The organism is Vagococcus entomophilus (genome assembly GCF_003987595.1).
GTDB lineage: Bacteria > Bacillota > Bacilli > Lactobacillales > Vagococcaceae > Vagococcus_E > Vagococcus_E entomophilus.
Genome location: NZ_NGJZ01000002.1, coordinates 630,344 through 649,399, shown reverse-complemented (window position 1 = coordinate 649,399; position 19,056 = coordinate 630,344). Strand labels below are relative to the sequence as shown.

The following is a 19,056-nucleotide window of genomic DNA, read 5'->3' as shown; positions in this document are numbered from 1 at the left end:
GACTTGCATGTATTAGGCACGCCGCCAGCGTTCGTCCTGAGCCAGGATCAAACTCTCATTAAAAGTTATGATAATGTCTTGCGACATTTAGCTCATTGTTGTTTGCTAGCGAATTGACTTCACTAAAATTAAAAATGTTTGTTGTTTTTACAAGATGTAAAAACGCCCTACACATTTGGTTTGTCTTACTTTGTTCAGTTTTCAAAGGTCTACTTCGTTGCGTTTTAGCAACTCATATATCATAACAAGAAGTGAAATGTTTGTCAACCTCTTTTTTGATTTTTTTTTAAATCTTTTTGAATGAAATCAGTCGTTTGCACGAGTTGTTTCTTTCAACTTTAGTAGAATAACATAACAAGAATGTTCTTGTCAACACTTTTCTAAAAAAGTTTTTTTCGTTGATTTAAAAAGGTTTAGCTGTCTTAGCGACATGTATTAATATACCAAGAGAAAGTCATTTCGTCAACACTTTTTTTCATTTTATACAAAATAAAAATAACACTTGTTGTATTATAACGTTTTCTGTCAAATTCACTCTCTAGATAAATTATATTTCTACGAATAATCGAGTTACTCTTGATTTTGAGAAAAGATGGGCACCCCTGATACTTCTAAACTTTTGAGCACATTTCGAAGTGTTTCTGGTGGTTCCCAAGAAAACATTGAATCTAGTTCAATTTTTTTCGCTTTTTCTTCATCTAATTCAAACACAAAAAGTGGCACTTTAATTCCTTCATACGTTACGCTAGTCAAATCAACTAAATCAAGTAACTTAGTATCTACAGGAACATTTTGTTTAATTTCTTCCAGAATACAGGCCAAACTAGTCAAGCCATTTTTCGTTTCCGTTTGAAAAAACGTAAAACTACTAGCTTTTTTTTCTACTAAAAAATACTTTGATCCATCTTCTCCATTTAGCATTATTGTTCCAGCTACTTTTTGCTTGCCCATTACTCTCCACCTCGGTTAGTCTGATTGTAAATGTATTTATGAAATGATGATAGCATATTTTATGAAATATTTCAGAATTTTTTCCACTTACTCATTGCTTAATAATTCAGTTGCTTCTTCAACCCAGACTGGCAGAATATTTTTTAAAGATTCAAAGCCGATTTTTTTATTTTTATTAGTAAAAAATTTTTTTCTTCTGTACTGTGTTGGCGGGACTGCATGATCTAATACTCTGAGTGACAAGCTGATTTTTTGGGTGTACATGTCAATATCAATAATCTTTACTTTGACTTTTTGCCCTACTTCTAGTACCTCTTGAATATTCTTTATATAGCCATGTTTTACTTCTGATATATGAATCAAGCCTTGTGTGTCTTTGTCTAGAGATACGAATGCTCCGTATGGTTGAATCCCTGTGACTTCCCCTTCAATATCCGTTCCAATTGAATAATCCATTATTTTGTCCTCCTCTCTATAAATATCTTTCTTATTTTCATTCAATTATTATACTTCATATAGAAACAAATGAAAAGTTCCACTAGTTTTATAAACAGTAAAACTGAGTTTTGATCTTCTATAAAAGTCAAAACTCAGTTTTTTTATTATTTATTTAATTCTTTTTCAGCCAATAGTAAACATCCGGTAACTCCAGCTTTGTCTTCTAACGCACAAGGGACAATATAGTCTTCTAGATCAGGAACTGGCACATAGTCATTCATTTGTTCTTTAAATGATTCACGAATTAACGGGAATAATTGCTTTTGTTTCATTACACCGCCGCCAAAAATAATTTTTTCGGGTGATAAAATCAAAGTATAATTCACGATTGCTTGGGCTAAATAAAATGCTTGAATTTTCCAATATGGATCGTCTTCTGCTAGATGTTGGGCTCTTTTCCCCATTCTGTCTCCTATAGCAGGACCAGCAGCCAATCCCTCCAAACAGTTTCCGTGAGAAGGACAGTTTCCTTTGTAGGTATCTTCTGGATGTTGACGAACTAAGATATGCCCCATCTCCGGGTGACCGAAACCTTCTAGTAGTTGACCATTGACTACTCCGCCGCCGCCAACACCAGTACCAGCCGTAAGATAGACACAACTATCTTTACCAACTGCAGCACCTTTTCTTAATTCTCCATAAGCAGCAGCATTTACATCTGTTGTCCAAGCGATTGGAACCTGGTATCTTTTTTTCATTTCTCCAACAAAATTATAGTCTTTCCAAGCTAATTTTGGTGTGTTGGTTACATAGCCATATGTTTTTGAATTTTTGTTGATATCTATTGGACCAAAAGATCCGATTCCAATAGCATCTACTGGATGTTTGTCAAAAAATGCAAACACTTCCTTCATCGTTTCAGATGGTTTTGTTGTAGGAATACTAACACATTCCAAAATATTTAGTGAATCATCACTGACCGCGCACACAAACTTTGTGCCTCCCGCTTCAATCGCTCCGTACATCAAGAATATTCCTCCTATTTTTTAAAACTTATTTTGTGATTTCAATGGATTCGATTACCACATCGTATACTGGCTTATCTTGTGGTCCTCGTTGCACACTCGCAATTTCATCCACAATTTCCATTCCAGAAACTACATGTCCAAAGACCGTATGGCGAAAATCAAGCCACGGAGTTCCCCCATTTTTGTATGCTTCAATCACTTCTTTAGGATAACCCGCACCTTCTAATTGGCTCAACATATTTTGTGGAACTGTTTTGTTTTGTACTACAAAAAACTGGCTTCCATTTGTATTTGGTCCTGCATTAGCCATAGACAATGCACCACGTAAATTAAACAAATTCTGTGAGAATTCATCTTCAAATTTTTCTCCATAAATACTTTCTCCACCCATACCTGTACCAGTTGGGTCTCCGCCTTGAATCATAAAATCTGGAATAACTCGATGGAAAATCACCCCGTCATAGTATCCGTTTTCAGATAACTCAATAAAATTTTTAACCGTTTTAGGTGCTTCTTCTGGGAACAATACAATCTCAAAGCTGCCTTTATTTGTGTTTATTTTTGCTTTTGGTCCTTTAGCTGCTGCTAAGTCTACTTGTAAAAATGAAGTCATAAAATTCCTCCTAATAGTTTTTCTCATACATCATAACCAAATTTACCACTTTTTTCTATACTTTTTAAGAGTTTTTATTAGAAAATCAAATTTATGTTGTTCTTTTTTAAAATATCGTATACTACTCATTGTAGGATTTATTTAGCTTTAACTATTTTTTAGAAACTGAGGTGAAAGAATATGTCTTCTATTTCAGAAGAAATTTATGACATAACCATTATCGGTGGCGGGCCAATTGGCTTATTTGCCACTTTTTACGCTGGTATGAGAAACGCAAAAACAAAAGTTATTGAAAGTCTCCCAGAATTAGGCGGACAGCTAGCGACTCTCTATCCAGAAAAATATATTTATGACATTGCTGGTTATCCCAAAATCAAAGCCCGTACGTTGGTCCATAACCTGGAAAAACAAATTGAGCATTTCCATCCCACTATTTGCCTTCAAGAAGAGGTACTCGAAATCAGTCAAAACACAGATGGAACCCTTAAAATTTTAACTAATTTAAGGGAGCATCAAACAAGGAGTATCATCATTACAGCAGGAAATGGTGCTTTTAAACCCAGAAGACTAAATTTAGAGGCTGCTTCTTTTTGCGAAGGAAAAACTTTGCATTATCATATTACAGATAGCAAGCGGTTTGCTGATAAAGACGTCATTGTCACTGGTGGAGGCGATTCAGCTGTAGATTGGTCCCTAATGCTAGAAAAAGTCGCTAAATCTGTCACCCTCGTTCATCGTCGTCCTGAATTTCGTGCACATGAACACAGTTTAGAATTGCTAGATCATTCGACTGTCAAAGTGAAGACACCTTATGTTTTAGAATCATTGTTTCATGATGCAGGGCATCTGCAAAACATTCGGATTAAAAACCCTAAAAACGATACTACTGAGATTCTTTCAACCGACCATTTAATTGTCAATCACGGTTTTAGTTCTGCACTCGGTCCAATCAAGAACTGGGGATTAGCACTTGATAAAAATGCCATCTCCGTTGAAAGCGACATGTCAACTAGTATTCCTGGAGTCTATGCTGCTGGTGATATTTGCACATACGATGGAAAGGTAAAACTCATCGCAACCGGATTCGGTGAGGCACCTACAGCTGTAAATAATGCACTTCACTTTATCCAACCGAAAACTCGAACACAGCCTGCGCACAGTACAAGCCTGTTTAAGAACTAATTGTAAACGGAGGAAGATAAAATGGAAAAATTAGAAAAAGTCGCACGCCAACTTATTCAAGAACGTGGCGTAAAAATTACAGATATTGCTGAACTCGTTATGTTTTTACAAAAAAAATACATCAAAAACTTACAACTTGAAACTTGCATAGACAGTGTCAATCGAGTATTGAAAAAAAGAGAGGTTCAAAATGCCATTTTAACGGGAATCCAGCTAGATATTTTAGCTGAAAAAAATCAATTGCTCTCCCCACTTCAGGAAATGTTGCAAAATGATGAAGGGTTGTACGGAGTTGATGAAATCATGGCCTTATCTATCGTAAATGTCTATGGTTCGATTGGCTTTACGAATTACGGCTATGTTGACAAAGTAAAACCAGGCATTTTAGAGAAGTTGAATGAACATGACGGTAAGGCTGTCCATACATTTTTAGATGACATCGTTGGAGCAATCGCTGCAGCTGCTGCTAGCCGCTTAGCTCACTCTCAATTAGATCCAAACGGGATTTAACTACTAAAATGAGACCAAACAAAAACAAGAGCAAGACAAAACGAAGCTGTTTTGTCTCGCTCTTGTTTTTTTTCTACCTTTTCATAGATTTTTTTCCAAGCACGACTCCACCTAACATCAATCCCTCAAATAACACAAATGCTAGGATAAAACAGTGCATAAAATAATCTTCAGGTAATACTAAAATAATGGGATCTGTCGCAGGATTAAATACCCAGTTGTCGTTGGAAAACAGCAACTCATGAAATAAAACAAAAAAACGTTCAAACCCCAAAATCATGATAAATCCTAATAAAAATGGTACTGCAGAACCAATTTGAAATGGGCGGATCAAACGCCATAGCCGTTTAGATTTCAAACAATCTCTTAAAAAGAAACCTGCAGGCACAGCCGTTATCCCCAGAATAAAATAATTAAATAGAAACAAACGCTTCACATCAACAAAATGCTGCCGTCCAGCATTTGACATTGTAAAATTGGATAACTTCAAGACTTTTTGGAAAGGCCAGTTTAAATAGTGCATCAATTCTTTATAATTTAGAAGTAGTTGTTTTTGGGTTAATCCAGCACTATCTGCCAAATTCATCACGTGACTATCCACCACATAAAGTGGATAAAAGTTTATCGTAATCGTAATAACAAGCGCAATGAGAAATAAAAACAGGCACAGGAATCCAACTTTTCCACGAAATAAATTAGTTAGTTTCAAAAGACCACTCATCCAAACTGTTTAAAACATGGGTTGGTGCCACAGGCAAACTGGTAACGGCTTCTTTGGGCGTAAAGCCTGACAATACAAGCATCGTGTCAATATTATTTTGGATTCCCGCTTGAATATCTGTCTCATAGTTATCTCCAACCATGACCACTTTGCTTTTTGGCAAGCCTAGATGTGCTACAGCACGGTCCATGATAACTGCTTGCGGCTTTCCAATATAAACGGCTTTTTGTTGTGTCGCTGTTTCAATACAGGCAATTAACGAACCCGCTCCTGGTAAAAGACCCTTTTCCGTTGGAATATTTTTATCAGGGTTGGTCCCAATAAAACAGGCCCCTTTTTGAATAGCCAATGTAGCCTTTGTTAACTTTTCATAGTTCAATTGTGTGTCCAACCCCACAACGACAAAATCTGGCGTTTCTTCGTCTAGCTCAAATCCAGACTCAGTAATTAAATCAACTAACCCAGTTTCGCCAATTACAAAAACTTTGTTGCCGCGATTTTGTTCTTTCATATAGTCAATCGTTGCTAAAGATGCGGTATAGATTTGTGTTTCTTCTACATAAATATCAAAGAGCGTTGCTAGTCTTTGTTGCACTTCACTTGGCTTTTTTGTCGTATTATTCGTAACAAATGTAAATGGAATGCCTTTTTTTTGTAAGGACTCCACAAACCGTTTACCTGAAGGGATTGGTTCAGTTCCTAAGTAAATAGTTCCATCTAAATCAATTAAATATCCTTTATAGCTCACGCAAACCTCTCCTAATTGCTGTCTGAATTTTTTTGACGAATCGTAAAATGACGTTTTGTCGTTGTCACGCGTTCTTTTGTTTCACCCATCGCTTCTTTTTCAACTTTCTCTGCTCTTTTTTTGATGATTGGTTTCTTTTTGCTTACGACCTTAGTCGTTTCTACTTTCTCTTCTGTAAATGCTTCTTGTACAATTTCTTGGCTCTTTTTCTTACGATGTCGTGTTTTTTTGCGTTCTTTTTTACCACCTAGGCGTTCAATCACGAAGAAAGCACAACCAAAATTGCAGAATTCATATAAATAATCTTCTAAGGCATCAATCCGCTGATCAGCTGGTGCTTTTCGATTATAAGAATCGAAAAAACCTTTCAAGCGTAATTGTTCATATCCCCAGTCCGCTACTATATAGTCATACCGATTTAAAATGTCACTATAGCGTTCACTTAGTTTTTCAGGTTGAAATGCATCACGGTAGTTTAACACTAAGCGATATTTTTTATCTCCCATGAGAAATGTATCTTCATCAATAAAATAAATAGCATTTGGTTTTTCTTTTTCTTCTTTTATCGGGGGCATCTCTACAATTTCTTCCAAAACTTCTGTTACTTCTGTTGTTAAGTTTATGGTTTCATGTTCTTTTGTTTCACTCATCATTTCACCGCCTTCACTTTAATCTATTATATCTTTTTTTATTTTTAATGGATAGTGCTTTTCTAAGTATTTTGCAGTCACCCGACGCAAGAAATCTGGATAAACCATTTCAATCTCTCCAGCAATTTCAATTGTTGGGAAGAATGGAATAAACAAAAAGTGATCTACTGTTACAAAAGTGTACCTTTTCGTTGCAATAATGGGTTTCCCCGCGTAGTAACCTTTTTTTGAGTGTCTCTCGTACGACATGCCATCAAAGACAACCGTGCCAAAAACTTCTCCTCTAAATCCCATGCCAAGAATGGGATAATTTTTTAAAAAGCCTTGATTCTTCGTGATTTCTTGAAACAATCTCACCAAATCTGCTCCACTTAATGTTACACGGATCAAATGCATTGGATGTGGCAAGATTTGATGCAACTGGTTGGCTGTAACGATTCCTTTTGGTAGGCTTGCTAAAAATAGTCCACTATTCAACATTGCACTTGTCGTACTCGCATAAGCTTCAATTGCCTTTAGCGCTATCTCAATCAACGGATTGGCTTCTTCCCAGCTTTGAGCTAAAGAATGCGGGATTCGTGCGATTCTTTGCCCTTTTAATTGTTGATACCCTTGCTCCAGATAACTCTGTATCTCATCAGCATCCTTCTGTTGTTCAAACATCTCTGACGTAGGGTGAACCGTTGCTTCCTTTCCTAGTAGATGCGTTGCTTCTATTCTAAGCGTGATTTCGCCGACATAATACCCGTACTTCCCAGCTGCAGCAAGCAATGTTTCATGGACTTGTTCCCCGTCTGGTAACAAGTGATGCGTATGCGCGCCTATGATGACGTCAATCTCAGGAAATCTTTCTGCCAACCTTCGATCTTCTTGAATTCCTAAATGCGAAAGCAATACAATGGCATCTGCTTTTTTTTCCACCATTCGAATTAAGTCTGGTAACACCTCATCTGGACTAAGCGCACTCCAACCATTTGGATGATAGGTCAGTGGAAATGGTGCGGTCAACCCCAATACTGCTAGCTTAAAACCTTTACTACTTTCTAAAATTTTGTACGGAGTTGCCCATTTGGGTAATTGGTTCGTCTTTTCATCATATATATTTCCTAACACAACAGGAAAATCTGCCTGATTGTACAAATCGTTAAGCTCTTTTCGACTATTGCCAATCCCCTCATTATTGCCAATGGTCACCGCATCATATTCTACTTGATTCATCAATTGAATGTTGAATTGTCCATTTGTGGATTCAGTTAGTGGGTGACTTCTATCAACAAAGTCGCCTAAATCAAGTTGAAAAACAGTTGCTCCCTCTTGTTCCAACCTCTTTTTTCTTTGCGCTAAAAAACGGCGTATTTTCGGCCAATGTTCGAAATGAGAATGTAAGTCATTTGTATGTAGCAATACGATTTTCTCCATCTATTCGCCATCTTTCTCTTTTTTTAACATCATAATAGTATCATATTTCAAAAAAATTCGATATGATAATACATAAAGGAGGCGGTTACACGTGATTTTTCATTTTTCAGATTTTCCCCCAATCGAAATTCAAGCAAACTCAAAGGGAATTACATCGCTCACTTTCGACACCTCATCACCCAAGCTTCCTGAAAGCGAGCGAGAGAAGTTATTCATTCAGCAAGCACAACTCGAACTAGCCGAGTACTTCTGCCAAAAACGCAAGTCATTCAGTGTCCCACTATCTCTGCAAACAGGAACCATCTTTCAACAAAAAGTATGGCAAGCCCTTCTTGCTATTCCTTATGGTGAAACAAGAAGCTATCAAGAAATCGCCACACTCATTGACTCTCCTAAAGCAGTGCGTGCAATTGGTCAAGCAAATAAAAAAAATCCTCTCGCAATCTTCATTCCCTGCCATCGTGTTATTGGTAAAAATGGACAATTAACTGGTTACATGGGCGCCCATGCTCATTCATTATCAGTTAAGCATAAGTTACTGCAATTGGAAAAAACAGCAGACTTTTAACCTTATTTTTTTGAACACTAAATTATTTACTCTTTTTTTTGAAAATGGTATGCTTGTTTCAGACAAAGGAGTGAATTTATATGGTAAATGAAAAAAAATTTGGCTGGGGCGAATTAATATTAGGCATTCTTTTTATTATTATTGCGATGTTTAGTTTTTCAAATCCTGAAAAAACATTGAAAGCTTTTGTTGTGTTATTTGGGATTGGTGCCATTATCAAAGGGCTGTTCTCTTTGCTTTCTTATTCTAAATTAAAAGAGTTAAGTGGAATTCATGCTGGTTCTTTAATCTTAGTAGGAATTCTTGATGTTTTATTGGGGCTCTTGCTTGTAACAAATTTATATTCTGGTATTTTCGTATTCGCTGTGATGTTTGCAATTTGGTTCTTAGTGGACTCCATTGCGTCTTTAATCAACATTGGCTATTTGCGTGAAAGACACACACCGTTATTTATCTTCACCTTAATCCTCAATATTATTTGTGTATTCATTGGACTTTCATTACTATTTAATCCCATCTCTTCTGCTTTAACCCTATCATTTTTAGTTGGGTTTTACTTTATGATGTTTGGAATTGAAATGGTTGTGCTCGCTTTCCATCGTTTCTAAAAGCGCTAAAAAAGTTTGAGGATAGTTGTTATCCTCAAACTTTTTTTGTTTACTTTTTAGTTAAAAATTGATTAATTACATCGAAAGCTAAATGTCTATATCCAGCTTGGCAGTGCTGTTCACCGCCAGTTTCTTTTGTAAATACTTTAGACGTAACTGAAGCAGCGTTGACTAATTCTTTTTCAATTTGATGCAATCTTTCAATCGGCACATATTGATCTTGTTCTCCTGCAAGCAGCAATACATCTTGATTGACTAATGGTCCAAGATTAGCCATCGTATGCTTTTCAAAGTTTTTGATTAAAGCAAATGGCGTTTTTTCGCCTGTGTTTTCCATTCCCTTTTTGATTTTCCAGTTTAAGTCTAAATCTTGACTCATTTTTTTGTAAAAGATTTGATTCACAGCCTCTTCTTCTTTTGCCTCCATAAGTGCCATCAAAGAAGCCCAATCTTTTTTATCAGTTTTCATTTTTAACGTATCCAAACCTGAATAAAAAATGTCAAAACAAACCACTTTATCAATTCTCTTTTCGAAAGCTGCAGCACGAATCGCAAAGTATCCTCCCCAAGAAATCCCTACAATATTTACTTGGTCCAAATTAAAATAATCTAAGAGTGCTTTCATTGGTTTTTCCCAATTTGGTATGAATTTCAAGCCGTTTTTTAGTGCACTCCCTTGCCCTGGTCCTTCAAATAAAATAATATTGTGCTTCAACTGTTTTGCCACATTTTCTATCATGGGCAAAAGTTCTTCAATATATGAATCGTATCCTGCAAAGAAAACAGTAGTAGGTAGATTAGGGTCTTCTCCCATTCGAATCGCTGGTAAAAATGACTGTTCGTAAGGTACTTCATACATTTTAAAATGCGAGGTGTCATAGGACTTATAAAAGTTTTCGCGATATTTATGATACATTTCATTCTTGTAAGAACTTGAATCATCTAGATAAAACTCTGCAGCTTGATAATATTTTGAAGCTAAGTCAAAATCGCCATTCTGCTCACGTTCAACTGCTTTTTCATGCCAAACTTTAAACCAACCATCTACATCTATGAGTTTGGGAATGATTTCTTTTAGATCCTTTTGTGCTCTTGAATCATTTTGAAATGTATCTCCCATAAAACGATTAATTTGTAAATCAAATTGTTCATTACCTGTATATTCTTCAAACATATTAATTTCCTCCTCTTTTGATAGTCTTACTATACGCCAACTAAAACTTGCAAACGACTAGCAATGTTATATAATTAGTACGAAATCGAACCTTTCTTACTAAATCGTAGGAAAAGGATCAAATTAGGGGGAAATGTCCATGAAAGAAGATGTCCGAATCATCAAAACCAAAAAAAATATCGAACAATCCCTGATCAGCTTACTTGAGACAAAAGACTTCCGCCGATTAACCATCAAAGATATTTGTCAAAAAGCTATGATTAGCAAATCTACATTCTATGCCCATTATTTGGATAAATATGATTTACTAGAAAAAATTGTTACGACTTATAGCCAATTAGTATCCGATGAAATTGCGATGCGTTTTCAACCAGAACAACAAACACATATCGTTACAAACTTTCATAATTTCGAAAGCATCTTACTTGGAAATAGACAAGTCTATAAAACGTTACTCAAAATTCATGAGCCAGAGGCAGATTTATCTGCCAAGCTCGAGCATATTTTTTATGAGCACAGTCTGGAGTACATCAAAGCTAAAGAGCAAAAACTAGAGGTACCAAAAGAATTTTTAGCTTCTATTTATGCTACTTATGTCATGCAACTATTGGCCTGGATGTTAAAAACCGGTGAGACTTCAAAAGTTCTTCCAGTATCTGAACTATTACAGTCTACTTTTGACTTATAAAAAAGAGAACCTGAAGCCTAACTCAAAAGTTAGGTTTCAGGCTCTTTTTATCCAACTAATTAGTGAGAATAGAAGTAACTCCTTTGGAAACAAGCTGAATGGAAAAAAAGTCTAAAGGCTAATTTCTATGAATTCTTGCTTATTGCCCAGAGTTACCCACTTCTCTCCAGTCTTTTTTTGTGATTATGGGCTTATTGTAATTCAATTGTTAACCATCCTTTTTGCGCTTTGCCCATCTTTTGCATGATAGCAAAACCAATATAAGAAATGATAGCTGGAAGCACCACTCCAACCAAAAGATACACAAAGAAATCAGTTGTACTTTTCGACAAAATATTTAGCGGTGCAATCAGTGAATTTAGACCAATTCCAGCCAATTCGTAGGTGGTTTTAAAACCAAAGCCAACCGTTGCAATTGGTGCACTAATAATGGCAGCTATGAATGGTGGAATGACAAGTTGTGGATGTAGCGTCAAATTAGCAAATTGAACTTTTGGTGTAATTAAGCCCTGTGCTAAATTTGCTCCTATTTTATTCTCACGCCATGACATCACGGTAAAGCCAACAAATTGACTCGTACAACCAATTAATGCAGCAGCTGAGGAAACCGGATCTAGCGTGAGTGCAATCGCAAGTGCAGCAGAAGATGCCGGTGTCATTAACAGAACACTCCAAGCAAGCGCAATCACAGATGAACCGAGTAGTGGGGAAATCGTAATTGAAGTTGCCATAAATTTACTAATTGCAAGCAAAGCTGGGGTTGTAACCGATGCCAGACCAAGTCCAACAATCCCACCAATAGTCACTGATATAAACGGTACTAAAACCATATCTAGTGGCGTTTTACCTGTCAACCAATTTCCAATTAAAACGGCTACTAGAGCAGCTAAAACTGCACTGATTGGTTGCCCCGTCGTGATAATGCCACTTCCAATCGGTTGAACTACTGCATGACTCGTTGCCGTAGTAGCTGGAACAGCATTATTTATAAAAAAGATTGAATTTGAGCCTACGGTAGATGCGACCATCGCACTAAATAATACTAGCGTGTTGCTTTTTAATTGATAAGCTACGGCTGCACCAAAAGCTGGCGCTAGTAAAATTTTAGCCATTGTCCCAATCTGATGAAATGCTGTCCATCCTACAAAATTTGCCAACGTTTCACATAAGAGTCCAATCCCAAGCATGACTAAAACCGCATTTGATACCCCTGCAGAAACGCGATAGACATACTCTCTTGTCGTTATTTTTTCATTTTGTGATGCCTGCTCTGTTGCGCCCATCTTTTTACCCCTTTTCTAAAATCTAAATCCGAACCATCCACAATCACATAGATGTGTAAAGTAATTTTTACTATACCTTGTTTCTATTAAATAATCAATACATATAACTGAATTTTCTGAAAATAAAGTCTTTTGTTCGTTACTTATCCTCCTAACACTGATTTACATTTTAAATAATCAAAAAAAGGATAGGAGAGAAGCAGGAGCACCTTCTTCTTTCCTATCCTATCTTGAATATATGATAATTTTAAAAACACGTCATTAACGATTTTGAATAAATTGTGTAATCTCTTCTTCGGTAAGAGAAGAATCACATACTACTTTCACCTTTTCTTCTTGTACAACTAGTAATGCCGGTACTGTGGGAATTGTATATTGATTACGTAAAGCAGTTAATTTTGCCAAGTCATCAGAATTCTCACTATCAACAAAGTATACAGGAAGATTAAGCTTTATTTTTACCGCTTTTAACTTAGGGGCAAATTTTCTGCAAAAAGGACAAGTCGCTCTTCCTAAGAATAAGATTTGTTTTTTTGTTTCTGTTAATTTTTGTTCCAGCTGTTGCACATTGATTGGTTCAAATAATTCTATGTCTTTTTTAAACGCTTCAATTTCTGACATTATCCATTCCTCCATCATCACTTTTAGTAAACTACTTATATTTTCTCCTACTCTTACTAATTTGTCTAATCTAGCGCTTGTGAATGGAAATTACTTTTCTTTTAAACCTTCTTCTGTTTGACTCAAATGATGATTGGCATAACGATTAAATAAAAACCACGCACATAAAGAAAAGAAAATTGGCCCACAAATCATCCATAGCGTATCCCCCACTCCTGCTTGGCCATGCTCAAAAATTGGGGCAAAAACCGTAAAGAAATTGGCACCAAAAACAACCAGAAAAACGATTATAGATACCAAATTTATGGAAAATGGTGAGGTGAAAACTTCAAACTCCTTTTTAATCGTCTGATTTTTTTTGAATAACGGGAAAGCTATTACAAGAAAAACACTAGGCAATGTAAGCGAAACATTCGACATCAAAGTTAATTTATTATAAAAATCGCTCGGATCCTTACTAATAAAGGAAGAGAGTAAAATAATAGCCGTCACAATAGCAAATTGTGCCCACATGGCATTTTGCGGCATCCCAACTTTATTTAGCTGCGTCATTTTTTTGGACCAAATTTCTTTTGGTGTTCCAGTAATAACTGATTTTAAGGGCGAATAAGCTAAGGTGAAAAAACCACCCGTATAGGCTAAAAACATGGATAAACCCGTATACCGTGCAAAGTATGCGCCAATCGTCGTACTTTGACTAGCATCTAAGCCTAGTGCTTGACCTAATTGTACCCCTAAATTATTCATCATCACATAGGTAATATTTCCAAGATTGGTTGTCCGATGATTCAGTACCGCTTGCCAATTAGTACTAATTCCCCAACAAGCAATTCCGATAGCATACCCCAATGCAATCGTAACAGCGGCTAGTAAAATCCCCTTAGGAAAATTTTTTTCAGGCTTGTCTGTTTTTTCAACTAAACTGCCAACTGCTTCAATTCCTCCATAGGCAAATATGGCAAAAACAATAAACGACAAAACCTGCATCTGAGACTGATAGGTAGGATTTGGTGAAGAAAAAAGATGGGTTGGAGGTTGTGCAAACTGTCCGTGATTCTTGATTAAAATAATGCTACTCGTCAAAAGAAGCACCACGTTCAACACCCCTACCGCTAGACCACCGATACTGGTGATTTTGATAATTTGTTTCATCCCTCTAGATGAAACAAAAGTTAACACCACCATCCAACCAATGGATAATACACCTATTACTTGAGTCGAATTAAGCGCGAAAAAGTGCCATTTTTGAGTTTGGTCACTACCAGATGCAGATAAAAAAGTTGAAAGTGTTATCCATATTTTGGGTGCTACGGATACCATCCAGATAATGTAAGAAGCAAACCACATAAATGTTCCTATAAATGAGAGTCTTTCTCCTAGGGCATCTTTCATCCAAGTATAAATCCCTCCGCTTTCATTTTTATAGGCAGAACCAAATTCTGCCATCATCAAAGCATATGGAATAAAAAATAAAAAAGCTGCAAGTACATACCAAACAATTGAACCATATCCCATTAAATAAAACGCAATTGGACCGTTGGAAAAACCAAATACCGAAGTAAAAATCATCAAAATTAATCCTAAAATTGTCATTTTTTTATTCATTTAAACACGCTCTTTTTCTATATATTATACAAATTACAGTATAATAACATTTCTGTTCAAAACCTACCTTTATGAGAATTTTATTATTTAAATGAAATTTATTTCATAATAAGCAAGCTAAAAAGAATTATTATTCATTATTCACAAAAAAAATACAAGAATTGATGAATCAATTCTTGTATTTTTATGCTTTCTTATGCTTGATAAACGCTAAACCGTGCATTTTTATGTTTGCCAGCAATTGCTTCTTCTACAATTGCAATCGCATAATCCGCATAACTAATGAAGCTTTGACCTGCTTGATTTACTGTAAACTCTTCTCCTGCAACTTGATAGCTTCCCACTCTTTTTCCATCTGCTTGAAAATCTGCTGCAGGACTAAGGTAAGTCCAGTGAACATTTTTAGCATTCCTAATCGTATCTAACTGAACTGCCTGTGACTCTGCAAATGGTTTGTATACTTCGGGAAAATCTGGCGTATCTTTCAACTGTAATTGATGTGCCGGATCAACATACAAACTTCCTGCGCCTCCCACAATAATCAAGCGTGTCTCTAATCCACTAAAAATTTGAATCAGATGTTGGGTGGACTTCTCAAACTCATATGCTGCATCAGCCCCAACAAACCCAAGTGCGCTGATGACAACATCAAAACTTGCAACATCTTCTTTTGTTAGCGCATAAACATCTTTCACAATCTCTGGAATTCCTGTTTTCCCACCCTGTCTTACAACTGCCGACACATCAATATTTCTTTCTTTTGCTTCTTTCACAACTAATTTTCCAACTTTTCCTGTTGCACCAATTATAGCTAATTTCATCTACATTTCCTCCTATTTAGTAATCACTATAGTTACATTTTGTTTTATAATAAAACGAGAGTTAGCTCTCGTTTATTTCAATAATATCTTCTAAAACATCTTGTAAAGTCACCTTTTTCAAATCTTCTTCCATTTTTTCTTGAATTTTTCGATACTCTCGCTCAAGTGCAGTTTGAATATTTCTTCCAATCAAGCACTCAATATTTGTATCTTGATGAATATTGAAAAGGTCATTCTTTAAAGCCAGTGCTTGATAAACATCATATAAAGAAATCTGACTAGGCTCTCTAGTCAATGAAGTTTTGGTTGCACCACGAGAACTTTCGATTAGCCCTGCCTTTTTTAATGCGCTCATATAACGTCTAACTACAACAGGATTTGTATGAATACTACCTGCAATAAATTCAGAGTTGACTTGCGTTGCCTCTTTGGAACCAATCAAAGTTAGGATATGGACAGCAACACTTAGTTTGGTTGATACAGCCATTATTTCCTCACTTCCTAATGTAACTATTTAAGTTACATTTATAATACTAGACTATTTTTAAATTGTCAACTAAAAAAGCTGAGGATGCTCCTGCAGCTTCTTGATGGTCTTATTTCATCTTTCACTTTGCGCCAATCAGTTGCTCTTTGGCATGAATTAATTCGGTAAGCAACGTGCAAAATGGTGTATCAATTCCATATTTTTCACCTTTACGAACGACCACCCCATTGATGTAGTCAACCTCGGTTAAGCGATGATTTTTGACCAAGTCTTGATGCATAGAAGGATAGTGATTACCAATCCCATTTGGATCAAATGTTTTGATGATTTTTTGTAGCACAGCAGCCTCATCCAAAATCAAACGCTCTTGCTTAGCCACTAAAACAAACTCATGCAAAATATTTTTTATAATCGAAACCGCGACATCCGTCTGACCAAGCTCAGCAATTGTTGCATCCAGCAAGGCACAAGTTCCATTCACCGTCCCATTGACACAAGCTTTTTCCCAAATAGAGTACCGAACATCTGGGCTATATTTGCAGTGTAGCCCAGCTTGGTCTAAAATTTTGACCACTTCTAATGCGTAGTCTTTACCTTTTGGTGCAAGATTTTGAAGCTCGACACTTCCGTCCCCAATAAGTTCTGCTTTCCCTGCTCCTGCCAAGCCAGCAGTCCACATCGTAATACCAATTAAAATATTATCTTTAGGCATAAATTTCTCTATCACATCTTCGTGACCAATTCCATTAAGCAAGCACAATACTTTTGTTTCACTGTGAATAGCAGTAGATAGAGCTGACAGCATATCTTCAAGCTGCATTGCTTTAGTAAAAAGCAAAATCAAATCAATTTTTTGCTTAGTTTCTGCTATTTCTTCTGGAAAATAAATCGGAATGTAACTCGTAAACATTTCTCCATTCAAGTTTACTTTCAAACCATTTTTGCGAATCTCGTTGATATGATCTTCCCATTTGTCAATAAGAATGACGTCATTTCCTGCTTGGTGCAACATGAATCCAAAACGACTTCCCATAGCTCCAGCACCGGCGATTGCAATTTTCATTCTTTTCCACACACCTTAATTTATAAATTTCACTACGGATACAGTATATAAAAATTATCTACAAATGAACAGTCTTATCAAAAAGTTTGAATATTCTTAGTATACAGCCAACTGTAATGAATTTTTAAAAAGCAAGCCTCTTCCTCTACTTAAGAAAGGATGCTAAAACAGCAAAAATTTTAATAAACAAACAGCAAGCATGTACTTGCTAAACAAAAGAATCAGAGTTATACTGCAAGTACTTGCTTGCTTTATGAAGTTTTAAATATACCTTTTTGTATGGATTGAGATATTCCCCCCGCACTTCTATCTCGTATATTTAAAAAACAGGACATTGCTCTTACAAAATTCTACTATTTAAACACTTTATTCATGCAAGCAATCTATTTAAAATTTGGAGGTTATACGCGTGGAATTTAAAAAATTTATATTTAGTAAGGGAGCGCTACTTGCTTTAGCAGTCACGATTTTTTATGGCGTTTTTATGATCAGTATCTACTTTTCAGGATACAAAGCCATTCCCGACAAGATTAAAGATTTGCCTATTGCAGTAATTAGCAACGATTCCGACAGTCAAGAATTAAAGGATAATTTAGTCAAAAAGCTTCCTTTTAATACGATTCATCAAAAATGGACAATGGATAAAGCAAAAAAAGAATTAGACAAACGATCGATTTATCTTATTGTTGAAATTCCTAAAGACTTTAGTAATCACGTTCAAACTCTAGACAAAACTGCTAAACTTCACTTTTATATCAACGAATCCAATCCAACAACAGCCGTTACTGCGATGGAAAGTGTTGCAACAAAAATTGGCGCCTCTATCAATGAGAACATTCTTTTAAATAAAGGTAAAGCAATTTTAACAAGCGCACAGCTTACTGTTTTAAAAGAGCAAGTAGCACAAAAAGTTTCTGCCACACCCCAAGCAAAGGACCAAATTGAAACACAAGCAGAAGTCCAAAAAAGTCAGATTGAAACCAAAATTAATCGTACTTATAAAAATTTGGGCAACTCTTTCATACCAGTTATCCATAAAACCAATAAAATCCCTTCTGGTATGAATCACAGTATGGCTCCATTTTTCCTTTCTTTATCGATATATATTGGAACATTGATGGGTGCAACGATTATCTTAGGAACCTATACTAAATTTGCAGGGCGTATTGGTCGATTCAAATCTTTTGCCATGTTAGAAATTACGGTTGCTCTTATCTCTGTTATTACGCCTTTAATCATTGTATTATTAGCACAAGCATTTAATAACTTTGACAGTAGCCTTATTACACAACTATGGTTCACACATGGCTTAGAGCTTTTTACCGCTATGAATATTAACCTCATTTTTATTATACTAATTGGGCAACTTGGAATGATCATTAACGTTCCAATGATGTTGATGCAAGTGGTTGCTGGTGCTGGATTGATTCCAAAAAGTATTTTACCGTCATTTTTCAAAGGATTTAGTACTATTTCACCTTGTTATTACTCTATTCAAGCAGACTTTAATGTCTTATACGGTGGGAGTGGTACAGGAGATTTATGGCTGAAGCTTTTCTACGTAGCTCTAGTTGCGGTGCTCTTAAATCTACTTGCTGTCACAATTCGTAAAAAGAATTTATCTGGGGAATCTCTTTAGTCTTTTCGCTACACAAAAAATAAGAAACCTACGTCTCAATAGGTTTCTTATTTTTGTTTGTTTTAAGTTTGTTTTTTTTATTACATTAATATATTACCTCTAAATGAAAGCGTTGTCAAACGTTTTATGATATTTTTTACTTCTTATTTCAGAGCCATTACATGCAGATTTTTGGACTTTTAGCCACAAGCCAGTATTACGCTTGATTTTTTTCTTTAACTTATATCTTTTTTATTAAT

At 35.8% G+C, this 19,056-nt stretch carries 21 protein-coding genes and 1 rRNA gene; 6 read left to right on the top strand and 16 right to left on the bottom strand.

All coding sequences use genetic code 11. The annotated features are described in order from the left end of the window. The 5 genes from CBF30_RS09065 to CBF30_RS09045 form a co-directional block, all read right to left on the bottom strand. Positions 1-63, bottom strand: a 16S ribosomal RNA gene (locus CBF30_RS09065); the annotation flags it as partial. A gap of 507 nt (positions 64-570) precedes the next feature. Further along, positions 571-951, bottom strand: a complete 381-nt coding sequence (locus CBF30_RS09060) for a hypothetical protein (protein ID WP_126825496.1) — start codon at positions 949-951, stop codon at positions 571-573. An 87-nt stretch (positions 952-1,038) separates the two neighbouring features. After that, on the bottom strand, positions 1,039-1,407 hold the full coding sequence (locus CBF30_RS09055; RefSeq protein ID WP_126825493.1) for a CvfD/Ygs/GSP13 family RNA-binding post-transcriptional regulator: 369 nt from the start codon (positions 1,405-1,407) through the stop codon (positions 1,039-1,041). A gap of 146 nt (positions 1,408-1,553) precedes the next feature. Further along, complete coding sequence (locus CBF30_RS09050; RefSeq protein WP_126825490.1) at positions 1,554-2,414, bottom strand: ROK family protein; 861 nt, start codon at positions 2,412-2,414, stop codon at positions 1,554-1,556. Positions 2,415-2,442: 28 nt separating this feature from the next. Further along, the gene (locus tag CBF30_RS09045) at positions 2,443-3,030 is read right to left on the bottom strand and encodes a peptidylprolyl isomerase (RefSeq protein ID WP_126825487.1); all 588 of its coding nucleotides are present in this window, start codon (positions 3,028-3,030) and stop codon (positions 2,443-2,445) included. A 180-nt stretch (positions 3,031-3,210) separates the two neighbouring features. On the opposite strand from CBF30_RS09045, the gene CBF30_RS09040 reads away from it, so the two are divergent. Together CBF30_RS09040 and CBF30_RS09035 are read left to right on the top strand one after the other, a co-directional pair. After that, the gene (locus tag CBF30_RS09040) at positions 3,211-4,212 is read left to right on the top strand and encodes an NAD(P)/FAD-dependent oxidoreductase (RefSeq protein WP_126825484.1); all 1,002 of its coding nucleotides are present in this window, start codon (positions 3,211-3,213) and stop codon (positions 4,210-4,212) included. Positions 4,213-4,233: 21 nt separating this feature from the next. Beyond that, positions 4,234-4,722, top strand: a complete 489-nt coding sequence (locus tag CBF30_RS09035; RefSeq protein ID WP_126825481.1) for a phosphatidylglycerophosphatase A family protein — start codon at positions 4,234-4,236, stop codon at positions 4,720-4,722. 73 nt (positions 4,723-4,795) lie between these two features. Here the strand turns inward: CBF30_RS09035 and CBF30_RS09030 are convergent, their stop codons facing one another. Genes CBF30_RS09030 through CBF30_RS09015 form a run of 4 tightly spaced genes read right to left on the bottom strand, consistent with a single transcriptional unit; the run spans position 4,796 to position 8,260 of the window. Then, on the bottom strand, positions 4,796-5,431 hold the full coding sequence (locus CBF30_RS09030; protein ID WP_245975056.1) for a TIGR01906 family membrane protein: 636 nt from the start codon (positions 5,429-5,431) through the stop codon (positions 4,796-4,798). Beyond that, positions 5,418-6,191: a TIGR01457 family HAD-type hydrolase gene (locus CBF30_RS09025; RefSeq protein ID WP_126825473.1), complete on the bottom strand. Its 774-nt coding sequence runs from the start codon at positions 6,189-6,191 to the stop codon at positions 5,418-5,420. Before CBF30_RS09025 ends, CBF30_RS09030 begins: the two co-directional genes overlap by 14 nt. An 11-nt stretch (positions 6,192-6,202) precedes the next feature. Further along, positions 6,203-6,841, bottom strand: coding sequence for a YutD family protein (locus tag CBF30_RS09020; protein ID WP_245975055.1), 639 nt, complete (start codon positions 6,839-6,841; stop codon positions 6,203-6,205). 18 nt (positions 6,842-6,859) lie between these two features. Continuing rightward, entirely contained in the window at positions 6,860-8,260 is a 1,401-nt protein-coding gene (locus CBF30_RS09015; RefSeq protein ID WP_126825467.1) for a bifunctional metallophosphatase/5'-nucleotidase, read from the bottom strand. A gap of 94 nt (positions 8,261-8,354) precedes the next feature. On the opposite strand from CBF30_RS09015, the gene CBF30_RS09010 reads away from it, so the two are divergent. Both CBF30_RS09010 and CBF30_RS09005 read left to right on the top strand, forming a co-directional pair. Beyond that, positions 8,355-8,828: a methylated-DNA--[protein]-cysteine S-methyltransferase gene (locus tag CBF30_RS09010; RefSeq protein ID WP_126825579.1), complete on the top strand. Its 474-nt coding sequence runs from the start codon at positions 8,355-8,357 to the stop codon at positions 8,826-8,828. Between the two features lie 80 nt (positions 8,829-8,908). Further along, positions 8,909-9,436: an HdeD family acid-resistance protein gene (locus CBF30_RS09005; protein WP_126825464.1), complete on the top strand. Its 528-nt coding sequence runs from the start codon at positions 8,909-8,911 to the stop codon at positions 9,434-9,436. 49 nt (positions 9,437-9,485) lie between these two features. Here CBF30_RS09005 and CBF30_RS09000 read toward each other — a convergent pair whose 3' ends face one another. Further along, positions 9,486-10,610, bottom strand: coding sequence for an alpha/beta fold hydrolase (locus CBF30_RS09000; protein ID WP_126825460.1), 1,125 nt, complete (start codon positions 10,608-10,610; stop codon positions 9,486-9,488). A 139-nt stretch (positions 10,611-10,749) separates the two neighbouring features. Between CBF30_RS09000 and CBF30_RS08995 the strand changes: the two genes are divergently transcribed. Further along, a complete protein-coding gene (locus tag CBF30_RS08995; protein ID WP_170168991.1) occupies positions 10,750-11,298 on the top strand; it encodes a TetR/AcrR family transcriptional regulator in 549 nt (182 codons plus the stop codon). Positions 11,299-11,489: 191 nt separating this feature from the next. Here CBF30_RS08995 and CBF30_RS08990 read toward each other — a convergent pair whose 3' ends face one another. From CBF30_RS08990 to CBF30_RS08965, 6 genes are all read right to left on the bottom strand, one after another. Then, on the bottom strand, positions 11,490-12,581 hold the full coding sequence (locus CBF30_RS08990) for a PTS sugar transporter subunit IIC (protein WP_126825454.1): 1,092 nt from the start codon (positions 12,579-12,581) through the stop codon (positions 11,490-11,492). 261 nt (positions 12,582-12,842) lie between these two features. Further along, positions 12,843-13,202, bottom strand: coding sequence for a DUF6568 family protein (locus CBF30_RS08985; protein WP_126825451.1), 360 nt, complete (start codon positions 13,200-13,202; stop codon positions 12,843-12,845). Between the two features lie 90 nt (positions 13,203-13,292). After that, positions 13,293-14,807 carry a glutamate/gamma-aminobutyrate family transporter YjeM gene (yjeM, locus tag CBF30_RS08980; RefSeq protein ID WP_126825448.1) on the bottom strand — a complete coding sequence of 505 codons (1,515 nt, stop codon included), beginning with the start codon at positions 14,805-14,807 and terminating at the stop codon, positions 13,293-13,295. Positions 14,808-15,001: 194 nt separating this feature from the next. Then, positions 15,002-15,628 (bottom strand): NAD(P)-dependent oxidoreductase, encoded by a 627-nt coding sequence (locus tag CBF30_RS08975; RefSeq protein ID WP_126825445.1) that lies wholly within the window; start codon positions 15,626-15,628, stop codon positions 15,002-15,004. Between the two features lie 61 nt (positions 15,629-15,689). Beyond that, positions 15,690-16,115: an Rrf2 family transcriptional regulator gene (locus tag CBF30_RS08970; RefSeq protein WP_126825442.1), complete on the bottom strand. Its 426-nt coding sequence runs from the start codon at positions 16,113-16,115 to the stop codon at positions 15,690-15,692. A 121-nt stretch (positions 16,116-16,236) separates the two neighbouring features. Beyond that, on the bottom strand, positions 16,237-17,178 hold the full coding sequence (locus CBF30_RS08965; protein ID WP_126825439.1) for a 2-dehydropantoate 2-reductase: 942 nt from the start codon (positions 17,176-17,178) through the stop codon (positions 16,237-16,239). 409 nt (positions 17,179-17,587) lie between these two features. Here CBF30_RS08965 and CBF30_RS08960 point away from each other — a divergent pair, with 409 nt between their 5' ends. Further along, complete coding sequence (locus CBF30_RS08960) at positions 17,588-18,817, top strand: YhgE/Pip domain-containing protein (protein WP_126825436.1); 1,230 nt, start codon at positions 17,588-17,590, stop codon at positions 18,815-18,817. Positions 18,818-19,056 lie beyond the last annotated feature (239 nt).